Source organism: Gimesia sp. (genome assembly GCF_048262075.1).
In the GTDB taxonomy this organism is placed as follows: Bacteria; Planctomycetota; Planctomycetia; order Planctomycetales; family Planctomycetaceae; genus Gimesia.
Map to the genome: position 1 here is coordinate 331,462 of NZ_JBLXFK010000002.1, position 15,797 is coordinate 347,258.

At 49.4% G+C, this 15,797-nt stretch carries 14 protein-coding genes; all 14 read right to left on the reverse strand.

Annotated features, from left to right (window positions below; translation table 11 throughout):
* Positions 1–131: 131 nt before the first annotated feature.
* Complete coding sequence (locus ACN0YH_RS05005; protein ID WP_417378461.1) at positions 132–2,342, reverse strand: prenyltransferase/squalene oxidase repeat-containing protein; 2,211 nt, start codon at positions 2,340–2,342, stop codon at positions 132–134.
* A gap of 161 nt (positions 2,343–2,503) precedes the next feature.
* The gene (locus ACN0YH_RS05010; RefSeq protein ID WP_417378462.1) at positions 2,504–3,937 is read right to left on the reverse strand and encodes a neutral/alkaline non-lysosomal ceramidase N-terminal domain-containing protein; all 1,434 of its coding nucleotides are present in this window, start codon (positions 3,935–3,937) and stop codon (positions 2,504–2,506) included.
* Positions 3,938–3,976: 39 nt separating this feature from the next.
* Positions 3,977–4,729, reverse strand: coding sequence for a HesA/MoeB/ThiF family protein (locus ACN0YH_RS05015; protein ID WP_417378463.1), 753 nt, complete (start codon positions 4,727–4,729; stop codon positions 3,977–3,979).
* 55 nt (positions 4,730–4,784) lie between these two features.
* On the reverse strand, positions 4,785–5,063 hold the full coding sequence (locus ACN0YH_RS05020) for a MoaD/ThiS family protein (RefSeq protein ID WP_417378464.1): 279 nt from the start codon (positions 5,061–5,063) through the stop codon (positions 4,785–4,787).
* 1 nt (position 5,064) lies between these two features.
* On the reverse strand, positions 5,065–5,796 hold the full coding sequence (locus ACN0YH_RS05025) for an ATP-binding cassette domain-containing protein (RefSeq protein ID WP_417378465.1): 732 nt from the start codon (positions 5,794–5,796) through the stop codon (positions 5,065–5,067).
* 56 nt (positions 5,797–5,852) lie between these two features.
* Positions 5,853–6,800, reverse strand: a complete 948-nt coding sequence (locus tag ACN0YH_RS05030; protein WP_417378466.1) for an ABC transporter permease — start codon at positions 6,798–6,800, stop codon at positions 5,853–5,855.
* On the reverse strand, positions 6,797–8,428 hold the full coding sequence (gene modA, locus ACN0YH_RS05035; RefSeq protein WP_417378467.1) for a molybdate ABC transporter substrate-binding protein: 1,632 nt from the start codon (positions 8,426–8,428) through the stop codon (positions 6,797–6,799). The genes ACN0YH_RS05030 and modA overlap by 4 nt, the downstream gene beginning before the upstream one ends.
* 34 nt (positions 8,429–8,462) lie before the next feature.
* Positions 8,463–9,152, reverse strand: a complete 690-nt coding sequence (locus ACN0YH_RS05040) for an ABC transporter ATP-binding protein (RefSeq protein WP_417378468.1) — start codon at positions 9,150–9,152, stop codon at positions 8,463–8,465.
* A gap of 10 nt (positions 9,153–9,162) precedes the next feature.
* Complete coding sequence (locus ACN0YH_RS05045; protein ID WP_417378469.1) at positions 9,163–10,443, reverse strand: ABC transporter permease; 1,281 nt, start codon at positions 10,441–10,443, stop codon at positions 9,163–9,165.
* A gap of 54 nt (positions 10,444–10,497) precedes the next feature.
* Positions 10,498–11,745: a hypothetical protein gene (locus ACN0YH_RS05050; RefSeq protein ID WP_417378470.1), complete on the reverse strand. Its 1,248-nt coding sequence runs from the start codon at positions 11,743–11,745 to the stop codon at positions 10,498–10,500.
* Positions 11,746–12,189: 444 nt separating this feature from the next.
* Positions 12,190–12,468 (reverse strand): ribosomal protein L7/L12, encoded by a 279-nt coding sequence (locus ACN0YH_RS05055; protein WP_417378471.1) that lies wholly within the window; start codon positions 12,466–12,468, stop codon positions 12,190–12,192.
* A gap of 192 nt (positions 12,469–12,660) precedes the next feature.
* Positions 12,661–12,888 (reverse strand): hypothetical protein, encoded by a 228-nt coding sequence (locus tag ACN0YH_RS05060; protein ID WP_417378472.1) that lies wholly within the window; start codon positions 12,886–12,888, stop codon positions 12,661–12,663.
* Between the two features lie 444 nt (positions 12,889–13,332).
* Positions 13,333–14,655 (reverse strand): putative sugar nucleotidyl transferase, encoded by a 1,323-nt coding sequence (locus ACN0YH_RS05065; protein ID WP_417378473.1) that lies wholly within the window; start codon positions 14,653–14,655, stop codon positions 13,333–13,335.
* A gap of 297 nt (positions 14,656–14,952) precedes the next feature.
* Positions 14,953–15,792, reverse strand: a complete 840-nt coding sequence (locus tag ACN0YH_RS05070; protein WP_417378474.1) for a CheR family methyltransferase — start codon at positions 15,790–15,792, stop codon at positions 14,953–14,955.
* Between the last annotated feature and the right edge of the window lie 5 nt (positions 15,793–15,797).

The following is a 15,797-nucleotide window of genomic DNA, read 5'->3' on the forward strand; positions in this document are numbered from 1 at the left end:
TCGGTGAACGTTCTCACCGTCGAATCGTTGCCAGGGTGGAATGACATTCATGAACAGCCATCAATATCAGTCAGCAGGGAATTCTAACGTTTCATCAAGAAAAAGCAAATCGCTTCCGGCTCGTATTTCGTTTACTTCGCTTCTGCCAGTTGCTTCTGCTTCCATTCATTGTACAGAATACTGCTGCGAAAGCGGCTGAATCCCGGGCCGGCTCCGACACTGGCTGGCTGGGCTCCAAACTCAAGTCCGCGCGCCAGCAACGGTGAACTGTCTGAGACTTCCCAGTCTTCCGGTTTGTAGCGATGATTGAACGAATTATTAGGCCGACGAAACGCAAAGGCAAGTGTATCCCCCACAGATGTTTCATCGGTCTTCCCCCAGAACTGGCTCCAGCTTTTGACATCGGTCACGCTGGATTCAGCTTTGCCACTCAATCCCAGCCAGTCATCCACGTCATAGACATTTGCATCTCCTGCAAATGATCGATTCGCATTTGAACCTTTTGCAGACAACATCGAAAGACCCAGGTTTTCTACTTTGAAAGCACAATGGTCACTCTTCACATGGATATTTTTCACGAAACGTTCAAACACAAAGCCCTCTGACCCCTGAACCGTGCAATGGGACAGATTCAGATTGATATCACCTCCCGCGGACGTACCGGAACTTTTCAGAACAGAGAATATTTTTCGAGAGAAGACAATCGAATCATCTACAGAAATGGTCTGCTGACCGGTCCCTTCGATTTCAAAGGTGGCACGTCCTCCCACGAAAAAGCAGTTGGTAATTTTAGAATCGGTCGGCTTTAAAAATTGAATTGCAGCCATGCCTTTATCGTTCTGCTCTGAAATTGAACAGTTCAGCATCTCTAAATTTCCGCCATTCACCACAATCGCTGCCCAGGGCACATCTTTACCGACTTCAGGGGGATCGAACTCAAACCCAATCCCTTCCAGCGCCAGGGTTCCTTTTGAGACCCGCAGTATATGGCGTACATTCGGGTCACGCTCTGGCCTGGAACGTAAGCCCAGACTGTTCTTCCCCCGTTTGTACTGAAAGATCGGGACATAGCCAAAACCGGCTTCGATTCTCAGGTCTTTATCAATTTCCAGATGCGGTACTCCAAATGGTCCATCGCCATTAACGCGGATCAAATCTCCCGATTTGGCAGCAGAGACTGCGGCCTGCAGGGTTTCGAATTCCGGTTTTTTCTGTTGAGAATAGATCTGAAACTTCTTTTCAGGTTCCCCGTTCAGCATGCGCGAGATGTCACTCCCCAAATTCGCTTTACGCAGGAACAGGATCGCAAAGGCAGTCTCTGCCAGTTTCCCGCGAGAGTCTTCCCAGCTGCCATCCTCTTTCTGAGTCTGAATCAAAGCAGAAGCTCCTTTGGAAAACCAGTCCGTTTTCCCGAGGGTTTCCAGCCCCAGCAAGACGCCCACCCGCTCAGTCGACCAGAGAAAATAACGGGCAGAAGATGCGCTGATTCCTGCAGCATAGGTTCCCGCCATCTCCAGCCCCTTGGCAAAAATCGGATCAGAAACCAGAGTATCGCCCTCCTTCTGCGATTCAGTCCGGGTGCCTGCTTCTTTAAGAACGTCCTGATTTAGAGAACGGATCTTTGTCGCGCGGGCCACCGTCAGACAGAACAGGCCTGCCAGCGTCATTGAATTCCGTGAAGGTTCTTTCATCTCTTCTGTTGGCAGCTTGTAACTCCAGCCCCCGTCTTCGTTCTGCGTTTCGACAAACCGACGCGCCACGCCACTCATCGATTCATCAATATTGATGTTCGACCGGGAGGCTGTCCACAACCCGAGTACCGCAAACTGAGTACAACTGTTATCGCCGGGAGAGGTTCCCAGTTTGGGACGGGAACGTGGGTTATTTAAGCTACTTGCAGACGCCAGCGGGCAAGTGTAACTCCAGCCACCCGTCGTGGTCTGACCGGCGATTAAACGTGCGGCAAACCGGCGGATATCGGCTTTGTCTTCACGATCACCAATACGGGATAACAGCAGTATGGCCAAAGACAGATCGTAAGTCGATTTCAGTTTCTCTGATTCTTTCAGGACAAACTGTCTGCCTTTCTGGATCAGAGGATCATTAACGGGGATTCCATTTTCCAAGAGCGCCATTGTACAGAGCGCTGTGATCCCCACTGGGTGACCTTCGAATTCCCAGCTGCCATCGTCCTGCTGCTGGGACTTGAGAAACTCAACCCCCTTGAGCCGGGAAGCGGTTACTTCCTGCTCGGTCTGTGCCTGCAAAGTCGAAGACACGACAGGTGAGAATAAAATGAAGCTAATTACAAAACACACATTCTTGAACAGCTGACGGCGCATCACTGTCTACTCCAGGCGGGAAAGAATAGCACCTTAAAGATAATAATATCTTTAACAAACTTTCATCTATTCTAAATCAGACGACTGGAAAAGCGAACCGGAAAATTGAAAAACCAGGCACTTCAGGCAAAAGTAACACAAAGCAGCGACCAGATTCATGCCTACTTCTGTTGAGTCGTTTTTCTGGCCTGATTCGTCAGTTCATGAATTTTGGAAACTACCCGTTGTTCGACCGAATCGGCAAATGGTCCAGGGTACGAGGTATATATCATGGCCCTGTTGCCTTCGTAGCCTCCCTCTTTCAGGACACGCAAACTGGGAAGATAGCCGAATACATGATTCGAATAGCCAGCGACCCAGACGACAGGTTTCTGATCACTGGAATTTCCGGTACTTGTTTTCAGTTCCTGCTGCAGTCGGAGAGAGTAATCGACCACCGTTTCACCACAAATGGCGGCTAAAGTCAGGTCATTCCCAAATTGGATGACCTGCAGGGGAAAAGCATAGCTGGTCTGAATGCCCCCGCGTTCTTCAAGCTGATCCAGCAGACGGACCGCGTGGCTCTGTTCATATTTATTGCCTGTTTCCCTGCGTTCGAGCAGTTCTTCGCGCGAAGGGGGAGTAGCAAATTCCAGTTCGACCTCTTCCATGGCGACTCCCAGGGGACCATGAATTTCACGTGGCTGCTTGACCGACAAAGCTACTTCAACGGCGTTGGAGAGTGCACGACCATGCTGTTTCGCCAGATCCAGAGACCGGCGCGGATAGGGATTCTGATCTCCACCACAGCCCATCATAAACAGCGCCACCATCCCCGGATGAGCGTCTTCCAGATATTCCTGGGCATACCCGGCATAGTCACCACAAAACTGGTAAAAGCTGAGCGTCGTATTGTGACAGGCATAGCCAAACAAAGCTGCCACCAGAGAACGATCAGGCCGCTCTACAATCAAAACCGGTACCCGCTGATCTACAGGGCCTTCCGGGTAGGGACTATTAATCACTCCCTTGGGAGTGGGCAGACGACGGTTCATCGCAAAGCCAGCCCGCGCGGAAGCATACTTCAACTCAACCGGTTCCAGTCGAGGCAGTGTTGCTTCGATCGCTTTGAGAAGTTTCTCAACCAGCATTTTCGTGTACTGCCGGGCTTCTGCGCCTCGATCTCCCCCCAGTCCGCGGCGGGTCGCTTTGTCTTCGCGTAACTCGGGTCCACAATGCGTATGCGATGCATTCATCAATAAGGCGGCTGAGGGAATATTAAACTCGGATTCCAGACGTGCGGCAATCGGATCGCGCAAAGCACGCGTAATTCCAATCAGGTCGGTCGTGATGATCACGACTTTTTGACCGCGCGTATCTTCCAGAATCAACAGTTTGGCATAAAGATCATGCACCTTTCCCTCAGAGGGTTTCGTGCGGGCGGCATAGCCGGACATCCACATGGGTTCGTCGGGCGTGATCACGACAGAGGTAGCAGCACCGCGCCATTCTGGCTTTGAATCATTTTCCGCTGCCGAGACGTGTGTTTCTGTGACAGACACCATCCCGATGATCAGAACGGTCAGAATCAAGAATTGACGGAAATAAAACTTCATTGAAGCACCTCAAAGGCTTATTTAAAATAATATCAACGATCAGGCTCCACAAACAGCGCAGTCTTTTCGACGCAGAATCCGGTTTCTTTGAAATGTCATATCCCGCAAATCAAACATCAGCAGTTGATTAGCCAGCGTCTCTCCCAATCCACTGAGCACCTTGATCGCTTCCATTGCCGCCATACAGCCAACCGTACCGGAAACTGCACCAAATACGGGGAACTCCCGCTTCCACGCGGGTGGATCATGGGGATAGAGACAAGCCAGGCAGCCGGTCTGTCCGGGAATGAACGTAGTCAGTTGGGCTTCCAGATCATACATGGCACATTCCACGAGTGGCTTATTCTGCAAAACGGACTGACGATTCATCGCATAGCGTTCCGGGAAGAGCGGGGCACAGTCGACAATCAGATCGACCTGATTCACAAGCTGCTCTGCATTCTTCTCACTGATATTTTCAGGAACAGCCACAATTTCCAATCGGGGATTCAACTCTTTCAAACGTCGCTCCGCAGATTCGACACGCGGTTTCCCCAGCCAGTCATGTGTCATTAGTAATTGACGGTTCAGGTCACTCGGTTTGACATTCCCGGCATGTGCAATCACCATTTTCCCGACACCTGCTGCCGCCAGTTCGTATGCCACCACACTCCCCAGACCGCCACAACGCGAGATCAGAACAGATGCGTTTTTCAGTTGCTCCTGACCAGCTTCCCCAAATTCGGGTACCCAGATCTGCCACTCGTAAACTGCTCGTTCTTCATCCGTCAGGGGCGCAAAACCGGACATCATAACTCCTGTATGTTGAGGCGGGATTTCTGTTTTTTAATGGCTTAAGGTGTGCTCCTCATCCCCCGGAAATGGGAGAGAGAATTGTCACGATCTGGTGAGGTTCCAGCGTCAGTGGTTCTTCCCATAATACCTGTTCGTTCGAAACAAACAACAGGATGGAAGGGTGCAGTGTCTCCGAATCCGGAAACAGCAGAGGCTTCAGAGCTGTCGCATGCGTTTCCGCAATCTGCTTCACCAGATCCTGCAAAGTGCTTCCTGGTGAAACATCGTATTCTTCAGAACCTGTACCGGCCGCCTTTTTAACCTGGGCCGTATATTCCACCTTAATTTTCATACTATTGCGCTTTCATTCTTGCTGAAGGACCGGTCTTCGATTCGGATTCCTGACTAGTGGCAGAAGTATCTTCCGCGAACTCTGCTGCCTTTGATGACAGACTGCATACCACTCCATCTACAATTGCTAATTTAATATCCCCCAGCCGCTCTGACTCGGAAGCATTGTGTGTAATATGCAAAGTTGTCACGCCGGTCACGCGCTGTACTTCACTTAACAAGGTGCACATATCGCCGCGCGTATCTTCGTCTAAGGCACTTAAAGGTTCATCCAGGCAGAGAATTGATGGTTTTGCAGCCAGGGCGCGCCCCAGTGCAACCCGTTGTGTTTCCCCCCCACTCAAACCAAAGGGAGTTCGATTCAGCAGGTAACTGATCCCCAGCAGTTCCGCCAGTTCTTCGACACGTACGTTGATTTCCTGCTGACTCCATTTTCTCAGTTCTAAAGCAAACGACAGATTATCTCGCACCGTCATCGTATGGAACAGCACACCATCCTGGGGAACATAACCGATTTCACGCTCAGCCGGGCTGGCATTCGTCATTGTCTTGCCGTTCAGCGAAACGGTACCCGACTGGACTTTCTTCAGGCCACAGATGGTTTCCAGAATGGTCGTTTTCCCGCTGCCGGTCTTACCCATCAGGACGGCATAGTGTCCCCCAGGTACTTCAAAGTTAACGTCATTCAATTTGAATTCGCCAACCTGGACACAAAGTTTTTTTACTGAAATCATAACTGTCAAATCAGAAATATGAGATATCTGGTGTAGCTGAATGTAATGAGGTCTGCTTATATTGCTGTGCCACGCGTCAACCCGAACATACGGGCAACGACCAGTACAATCAAGGCAGATACAACCATAATCAATGAGGCAGCAACTGCACCTTCAATATTCCCTACCGTCAGCTCCAGAAACACCGTTGTCGGCAACACTTCCGTTTTCATTCGAGTGGCCCCCGAAAACACCAGAATCGGACCAAACTCACCCAGCGAGCGCGCCCAGGCAAGCGTACCCGCAGCCAGCAATCCACGATAAGCCTGGGGAAAGACCACACGCCAGAAAGCCTGCCCCCGACTGCAGCCCAGCGTTAACGCCACCTGCTCATACCGTGGGCCGATCTGGTCAAAAGTAACACGCATCGTCCGCACCGCGAAAGCACAAGCCACCATGAATTGAGCCAGAATTACGCTCGGTATTTCATAAGTCACGCCAATCGATTTCCCGAAAATCACTTTTGTTACTTTGCGAATGACGTCATCTACTGATTCGGTCTGCGCCGCCGATGCGTCTGGCACATATTCCATCCCTGACTTTTCGGCAACCATCCTGTTGAGCCATTCAATCTGTGGAATTTCGACCTGAAACAGGATCAACAGACACAGGCCTATTACCAAAGGAGGCAAAACGATGGGAATGTCGAGAATGGCGTCAATCAGCGTCTTCCCTGGAAATTCATGACGCGACATCAGGTAGCCAATCGGCACGGAAACCCAGAGAGACAGTACGGTTGTGATTGCGCAGGAAATCAGACTCAGCCAGATCGCATATCGAATTTCCGGTTTAGTAAATGCATTCCAGATGTGGTCGGGCGTGGTATAAGTTGTCTCGGCGGACAACATCGCCACAATCAGGAACACATAAATCGCACTGATGGAAATAAAGATTGTGTAGAATGGCAGATCAGAGCGTGGCTTGAAGTCCCGGGTTTTCTGCTCGTTCGCAGCTGGCTCAGTCATAGCGACCCCGAAGCAATACGCCAGCGAAATCCACTGGACTCAAAGATCGCCCGCGAAGGAGCCGCTGTGAGCTTATCAACCAGTCGCTGCATCAGATGGGGGTACTTTGTCGATTTCAGGATCGCGATGGGCTGTTCCGCCAGGGGGCGCCCTTCTTTGATTTCAACCACATCCAGCTTGTCCGCCACCTTTGAAATATTGGCACGATATACAATTGCCGCATCGAGTGAACCGGTCCTCAACTGATTGACCAGCAGATCTGCTGTTGGCGTATTGGTTTTGATATTCGGCTGCACGGCGTCGTACAGACTTTGATCGTTTTGCACGAGCGGCCCCAGTAATCTTTTAGTCAACGCTCCCAGGGCACTCTGTTCATGATGCGCCAGCCCAACCTTGATGTCTTTCCCGGCAAGATCAAACACCGTTTTGATCTGTTTTGGATTGCCTTTCTCTACAATGATGACCATATCTGTCTCGGCCACTGTCAGAGGTAAGGTAAACTTTGGCTGGACTTGCACCATATAGGAAGTATCACAGGCGAAGTAGGCATCAGGTCGCTGTCCACTGTTGATCTGGCCGACCAGAATCCCACACCCGTTATACACCGTGTTAACCGTGACTCCTTCGCGTTGTTCGAAATCTTTCAATGTATCCTGAATCGCCAGTCGATTCACTCCGCCACTGAAGAGTAGAATCGTCGGATGGGGATCCCACGCGTCACCTTCGACTGCTTCATACCCCATCTCGGCAAACTGTTTCTGCCCCTTTTCAGGTGCCTGCAGATAACGGGCAAACATCAGCGCCTGCTGAGGTTTATCAGATGAATTCAAAACGCTAACGGTCACATTTTTGATTGTCTCTGAAAACTCCGGCACATCAACTACATCTGCTTTATCTGGATGTTGATTCACGGTGGCATCCCAGACAATCGCAGCATCGACGGCTCCCAGCAGGACATCAGAAGCAATCTCGGATACTGTCGGTTTAAAGACGCGCGCCGACCTGGAAACCGCATCCCACTTGCCGGCTTCCGTCAATTTCTTTTTTGTCAACTTTCCAATCGAAGCCGCATCGGGATTGGCCAGAGCAAAGGTTACATCTGCTTTCAACAAATCATCGATTGATTGAATCTGCTTCGGATTCCCTTCTTTAACCATGATCACCGGATGCATCCGGGCGACGGAGATCGCCTCATCAACCAGACCTTTCTCACGAGCAATTTCGATATAGCTGGTATCGGCTGCCAGATACAGATCACCTTTCTTCGCCACCTGCAGGTTACTGAGCAGAGTCCCCGAACCGCCATACTGCAAATGCACGGGCACACCAAATTCTTCTTCAGCAAATTGCGCAGCAGCGGCGGCGACGGGAGGCTTGATTCCTGCTGCACAGTACATCACCAGGGCATCATCCTCATTTCCTTCTGACACCGACTCTGAAGATTTTTCACCTGTAGCCGTCGTTTCAGTTTTCTCGCTATCCTTCGGGGGAGAGTAAACCAGCAAGATCAGCATCAGGACCAGAAACAGAAGTGAACCTCCGCCGATAGCCAATCCACTGTTAATTCTTCCTGTCCGACAGGGAGTTTGAACCGACTGCTTCCCATTCTGACCATGGAGATATTTCATTAGTTTACCTGATTTTGAGATTTTACTTGTCATTTCAAGAGTTGATTAACGCTTCTTTTTCACTATGTGGCAGCAGGCGCCCCGCATTGATACCCAATACACGTTGAGCCGACTGCACTGCCTGATCATCATGCGAGACCATTAATACACAACCCCCGTTTTGTGCAAACTCATTCAGAACATTCAAAACAATTTCCGAGTTTTCCGCATCCAGATTACCGGTGGGCTCATCTGCCAGCAAAACTTTTGGTTGATGAAATAAGGCGCGAGCTAAGGCCACGCGTTGTTTTTCGCCGGTACTGAGCTCCGCCGGTGTGTGATGCAGACGCTGTTCCAGTCCAAATTTCTGAATCAGTTCTTCGGCCCGCTGACGCGCCTCGGGTAAACGGGTTGCCAGAGCAGGAGCGAGTATATTATCCAGCACATTCAGGTAGGGCACGAGGTGGAACTGCTGAAACACAAATCCCAGATGCGTGGAACGGAAGCGGGCTCGCTGGTCATTCGATAATGCGTAAGGATCGGTATTTTCGATTAATACCTGACCGCTATCCGGACTCAACAGCCCTCCTACCATTAACAGCAGTGTTGATTTCCCACAACCACTGGGCCCCTGGATCGCGACAAACTCGCAGGCATCGACCGACAGACTGACCCCATCCACAGCCTGAACACGGCGGGAACCTGATTTAAATGATTTAGACAGCGCTTTCAGTTCCAGTAACATATCCGGTTAATCATCCTTCCTGAAGTATCGTGGCAGGATCCTGGCGTGCTGCCATCAAAGCGGGAACCCAGCTGGCTAAACTGGCCAGAAGTGGGGCAAACACCAGACTTAACAGTAACCAGCGACCTGAGAAAAGCACTTCCTGGGGATGAATCGATTCAGGTAACTTACCCCAGCTCACACCAATTCCGTATCCCAGAAAATAACCGAGCAGGGCACCGATCAATCCAATCAGCACTGCCTTGATGATAAAGATTCCAAAAACCTGTGAGGATCTCAATCCAATCGCCCTGAGGATCCCGATTTCAGTTGCGCGGCGTCGTACATTTTCGAGCGAGAGAAAACCAATCCAGGCACCACATCCCAGTACGACGAGAGGAACCAGAACGGCCGCAAAATCAGCGTGTCGCTCGATCAGTTGAATCCGGTTGGCCTTCTCCTGTTCCAGTGAAGCGACAGCAGTTGCATGCGCTTTATTGCGGGCCTCTGCTCGTGCCAGAGCAGGGGGGCCACGTTCTATGATCTGAGTACCGGGCAGAATTTCACCGACATCATTGCGGATCTCAGCCACACGGTCTTCAGTTGCACAATTACATTCGAGCGCCAGAATCGCATTAACCAGATTCTGCATCCCCAACAATTCCTGAGCCTGTTTCAAATTAATCCAGACCGTGCTGTCATCTGCATTCCCCCGTTCGGGATAGGTCAAAGTCACCTTAAATGGTTTGCCCATCAGTTCGACCTCATCCCCGGCTTTTAATCCCAGTTTTTTCTGAATCTGATACCCAAGCACCATCGTGCCTTCCGGTACCTGCTGCTGGAGCGGTTTTTTCAGAGCACGATGTAACTGCGGAACTTCTCCCCGTGTTCCGGTCAGAATGACTTCGCATTCTTTTTCCGGCCAGGTAACTCTTTTAGCCACCATGGGTAACAGGTGATTAACTGTCACGATTTTTGATTCAGCCAGTTTTCTCACATTTTCTTCAGGCATGGTTTTCGCAACGATTCCCGTCAAATGAAATTCGCTCAGATCCTCATCCGCCGGTAAAATCAAAATATTGAAGCCCAGGCCTTTCGTGATTTTCCGCATCGCGTCTTCCAGTTGCGCGCCCGCCTGTTTCACTTCCTCTGATTTTTTCTCCAGAATCAGTGCTGTCTGGATTTCATCAGCCTGCAATAAGGTCAAAGCCGCCACCAGGCAGGCCACTGCCACCACAACCGACAACAGGCCCAGCAGAAAATTCATCTTGCGATGTTGCATTTCCTGAATAATCAAATGAAATAACGACATTGATTTTACGTCCTTCTGAACAAGCCGCTGATAGGACTCTATTTTAAATTCAAATTACCGTTTTAGGATCAACAGGAAAAAACTTGCTGCCATAACGATCAATATTACGAATGCTGCAAAAGTAATAAATGCAAAATCTGTTTTGAATTGCAGAGGAGGAGATCCGGACTTTTCTTCTGTCAACGAGGTTCCCTCACTCGGTTCGGTGGAAACAGTCTCTGTAACAGTATCATTCTCACTTGCATCTTTTGCAGTTGAATTCTCTGAATCCGAGTTGCCAGGGTTAGCCTGTTCGTTTAATAACTGTGCCATGGAAGCAGGATCATTTTTCCCGGATTCACTATTCGAAAAACTGGTCAATCCTGTGAGTGGTGGTAGTTCCTTTTCATCCTGTGTGGCAGGCGAAACCAGTTTTTCCCAGGGAACAGACATTAACAGATCGGTTCCCGGATTCTGATCTTTCACCTGACAGGTGCACGGGCCGGTCAGATCGCGACAGGCCTGCTCGATCGTACCAGGGTTAATCCCTTTTCCAATCAGAGCATATAGAGCCCGCCCCCGTCCAAAGACGGGTAACGCCATCGGTTCTGAATCAAAGTCTTTCAGATCACTCTCCGTCGCCAACAGCATCTGTGTCAGATACTGTTCGGCAGAATCATCGCGTGAGCAGGTCACAACACTGAATTTCAACTTTAAACTGTCCGGCGAGACACTAACCAGCCCCTGTTCAATATCAGCCTGTTCGATCTCAGGCAGTTTGAGAACCTTTTCCATCCGCTTGAGCTCTTTCTCCAGCAGTTCACGAGCAGCCTTGTCTTTTTCAGCATCGCCACTTTCCAGAAAGACCCAGACGGCAGTTTGACCATTTACCAGCTGTTTGGCAATATTCTGACGCAGGGGAGAATCCATCAGACGGGTAATGTTTTCTTCGGTCAGTTCACCTGACCAGAAACCAGCGGGAACCGGGGCGGGCAGGGGAGTCCGCATCACCAGTAAAGGCAGCGTTTCTGATTTTTGCGCCTTCCAGAGTTCCAGATCTACCGGAGCAGGCTCAGCGTCCAGATCAACCAGCTTCAGTTCGACATTGGCCGACTTTTGAATGATTGCCCCTTCCTGATCAAAGTGGGAAATCAGCTTCTGCTGGTCCGGCGTTAAGTCTCCGCGGTGGAACACGACCGCGCTGTACTTGTCGGCGGGCCAGCGTTCCAATGCATATCGAAACACTGGAACCGAACAGGCCCAGATCACCGTAGTTGTTAACAGGATTCCAAGAACAGCCAGAGATGTTAAACACCGTCTCATGTATTCACCTTTCGCGGAGGGTCAGGTCGGGCGGGTCGCTGTGGGTATTGAAATCGGCAGTCTCTCTTACTTCAGATCTCATAAACCGAATTCAATGCATACTATGATGACAAAGTATGAGGTAAATGTGAAGAAAAGATGATTTCAACACGAAACTTTTATCAGAACTGTTTTGGTGAGGCTGTTTTGCAGGGAAATCGGTGGGTTTGTCAGGCGATTCACACTTTTTCAGTATTTTCAGTTTCCTGCGATCGGGTCGTGCTCGTCGCCTCAATCAGATATGTCATACATTTTCGAAAAGGAAGGTAGCCGGAACAACATTCCAGTCTACTAGAATTAAGCACATATTGCTCGAAGCTCAGTCTGACTGAATGCGAGGCTTGACGTCATTCCAAAGAAGTCAAGCGCGCCAAATAGATCTCAGAGAGCAAACCATCCGGAGAATTACTGAATCCAGACGAATATCAGCAACAGTAAGAAGGAAGTAGCAAACAGCAGCATAGAAGCGCACCCGGACTTCATCTGAATGTCATACTTCTCAATCAGTGCGTCAATGGCCTCTTTTGATTCTTTCAGCCCCTCACCGGTTGATTCACGGTAAGCTTTGATTGCTTGAATTTTATTGCCTTGCCGGAGTGACTCCAGAATGTGTTGAGCGACCTCCGACTGACCGTCTGCTGCATCATCCTGGTCTGATGAACTGGGCTGGTTCTCATCATTCACGGCGGTATGTCCTCTGAGTAGGATTACAGTCAACAGGGAGACTAACAACAGATCTCCACCTGCTTTTTCGCAAACCTGATTTAAAAATCAGCAGAATGCAGCACTGTTCTACCACCTCGATGATTCGTGGTTCAAGTACAAATTCCATTCCGTTCCCTGAATTACTCAGAATAATTCAGGGAACGGGAAATGTTAAGATGCAACGACGCAATCAGAAATCCGGCGGCTGCGTTTCTGTGAATCCACTCGCGCCTGGTGGCTGTAAGCACGCGTCAGCAGAATTTTCATCTCTGTAAGTGAGACTTCCTGCAGATCAACATTCAATTCGAGTAGACGATCAATCACTGCATTCGCAAGATCAGTACGATCTGCTACAGGTGATAACCCATTCCACAACTCTTCCATGACCTGTTCTGACATGACCCTGTTCTCCTGATTTATCATTACAACACTTTGTCTTAAAAAACTCGAATTCTCAGTCTCAAACCCGGCGGCTCAAGAAGCTGGAGCTTTTCACCCCTGGAAAAGCCTGACGAGTTAAGAGAATCGCAAGGACTGTACCAAACTGCCCGAAAAATCCGTCTGACCAGACAAACCTGCTTAAATGCCTGCTGTGATTGAAGCTTGCACATCACCAGCGATGGTAAAATTCACAATCACTGTTTTGACCGGTAAAAAACTGTCATCAATTTGCGACAATCTTACATCAAGATGATAATTCTTACGAAATCGCCTTCCCGGCCAGGATTTTCCTCAAGTTTCCCGCGAAGCTTTCGCACGAGTATTCCCCGCCATTATGACAACACAAATCAGCTGTGAGTTCGCCTGTTCCAGCTTCATCATTCGAATTTACAGCCTTGAGACTCAACGACTCTCGATTGATAGTTGAGGGCTGGCGGCAGGTGAGGTTCCTCGTTTCTGATCCCACCAGTGAATCGCAGATTCACGTTCCTCGACGGTTTCTTCCAGCAGTGAAACCAGTAACAGACGCTGGGCGGCAGTCAATGAAAGGCCTCGACGACGCATGGAAGTATCAGCCAGATCAAACAGATCAGCAATGTCGACCTGACTGTCAATCCGCCCCAGCCAGAAACGCGAAAAAGAAGGAATATGCTTTGGCAGCAACTCACCTACCGGGAGAACCATCGACATCACACCGACTGACGAACCAGTATTGAACAGGCTGTTGAGAGCAGTCTTGGTATGATCGCCGATAAAACACCCGATCTTGACGGCATGCGTATCAATGGGCATTCCCGCCAGAGGCACTTTGACATGAGAATAATCGTTTTTCAAATCGCTGTTACTGGTCTGTGCCCCAAGATTGACCCAGGGACAGATATATGAGTGCCCCAGAAACCCGTCGTGATATTTGTTCGCATAGCCGTGAAGTATTGATTCCTCAATTTCTCCGCCCAGCCGACAGTGTGGGCCTGCGGTCGTACCCGCTTTCACATTTGCCCGAAACAGCTGTGTGCCCGGTCCAATATAGGCAGGCCCTTCGATGCGTGTAAACGCCTGAACCTTGACATCCCGGTCAATCACAATCGGTCCCTGCCGGGTGTCTAGCACCACGAAGGGATCAATCTCGGCGCTTTCATCGACTCTGATTAACTCCGCGGGCCCCACAATAGTAAGATCTCGGGAATCGACTGTTAACGGGCTTGTGGAAGTAGATAATGCGAAGTCGTCTAGAAGCTGTTGTCGGTTATGATTGACCAGATCCCATGGATAATTCAGTTCTGTTCCTGCGACTGCAACCGGTTTTCTGGTCGATGCAATTTTCATAATCGCATCATCCCAGGCATCAGTGGTCAACAGCGTCGCTTCTTCCGGTTCCAGCAGCAGGTAAGCAACGGTCTCACCGATCATCCCGACAGTCTCTGCGGTGACATCCGCAAGGCGAGGAATTTCATGGGCTGCAGGTAGCCAGCGACCATTGATTAACAGTGTGGGTGCTTCGCTGAGCCAGATGGCATCATTGATTCTTGATTGAGGAAACTCCTCTGCATAAACTTCTGTCAGAGCAGGGCGAATCAAAACGCCCCATTCTTCCACAGACAATGATTTCAACATCCGTTCTCGCGCAGTAAACTGCCCACACAGCAGTTCAAATACCGGCCTCATCAAAGCAATGGGGGTAAACTGTAATGCAGAACGGTCTTCAAATAATGCAAGACGATTCACTTTGCACTTCCCTGTGCGAAATCGATGAAAAAATCTGGTTGAAATCAATGGTGGAGAGCAGCAGTCTACCGTCCGATAAGTCATAACATATTTACAGGATTGAGGAAAGACAGCTTTTGATCTCTGCCTTGAGAAGTCAAATGCCCCATTCCCTGTAATACTTCTCTCTTCTTTTTTCGTAATTTCGCACTCTGAAAAGACAGAAACCCGATAAAACAATCCGACTTGGTATTGATCTAACGGGTTCTGAATATTGTTTTTTTCGCTTACAGACGTTCCCAACAGGGGAGCCTGTTATCAAGCAATCGGATTTGATACAGAATTTCCGGCTAACTTGTAAATAGCAGATTGACATCCAATCTGTTTAGTGAATTTGTCTGAAATCCCCAGTACAGTTTCAGCAGCCCCCAGTAACAGAGTGCCGCTGGAATTCAACTGGCTGCTGATACGGTTCAGAATGTCTTTTTTCAACTCCGGTTTGAAATAAATCAGGACATTGCGGCAGAACACGATATCGAACATTCCCAGATGTCTGAAATCTTCCAGTAAATTCAAATGTTTCCATTGAATTCCGGCTCCCAGCTCAGGCTTGATTTTCCAACCCTGCTCGCATTGATCAAAATATTTCATCAGCAACTGCACGGGCAGGCCACGCTGGACCTCAAATTGTGAATAGACCCCTTCGCTGGCCCTCTCCAGCGCTTTTTTACATAAATCCGTCGAAATGATTTGAATATTCCAGTCATTCAGTTCCGGATAATTCTCACGTAACAGCATCATGATACTGTATGGTTCCTGACCTTGAGAGCAGGCAGAACACCAGATTCGCAGCTTCCGGGTCATCTTTCGCTCGTCGATGAGCTCTTGTAATACGTTTGCCTTGAGTTCATCGAATGGACGGCGGTCACGGAAGAATGACGATTCATTGGTCGTCATGGCTTCCATGACTTCCATTTCCAGACTCCGATCTATTTTTGATTTCAAACTCAAAACGAGATCTTGGATCCCATTCATCCCGTGAGTTTGTGCCAGAGGAACCAGGCGGGCTTCCAACAGATACTCTTTATTCTCACCGAGAGAAAGACCTGTGGTTTCCAATAAAAAATTGGTTATGTACTTATAATCTTCTGGAGACACGAGAT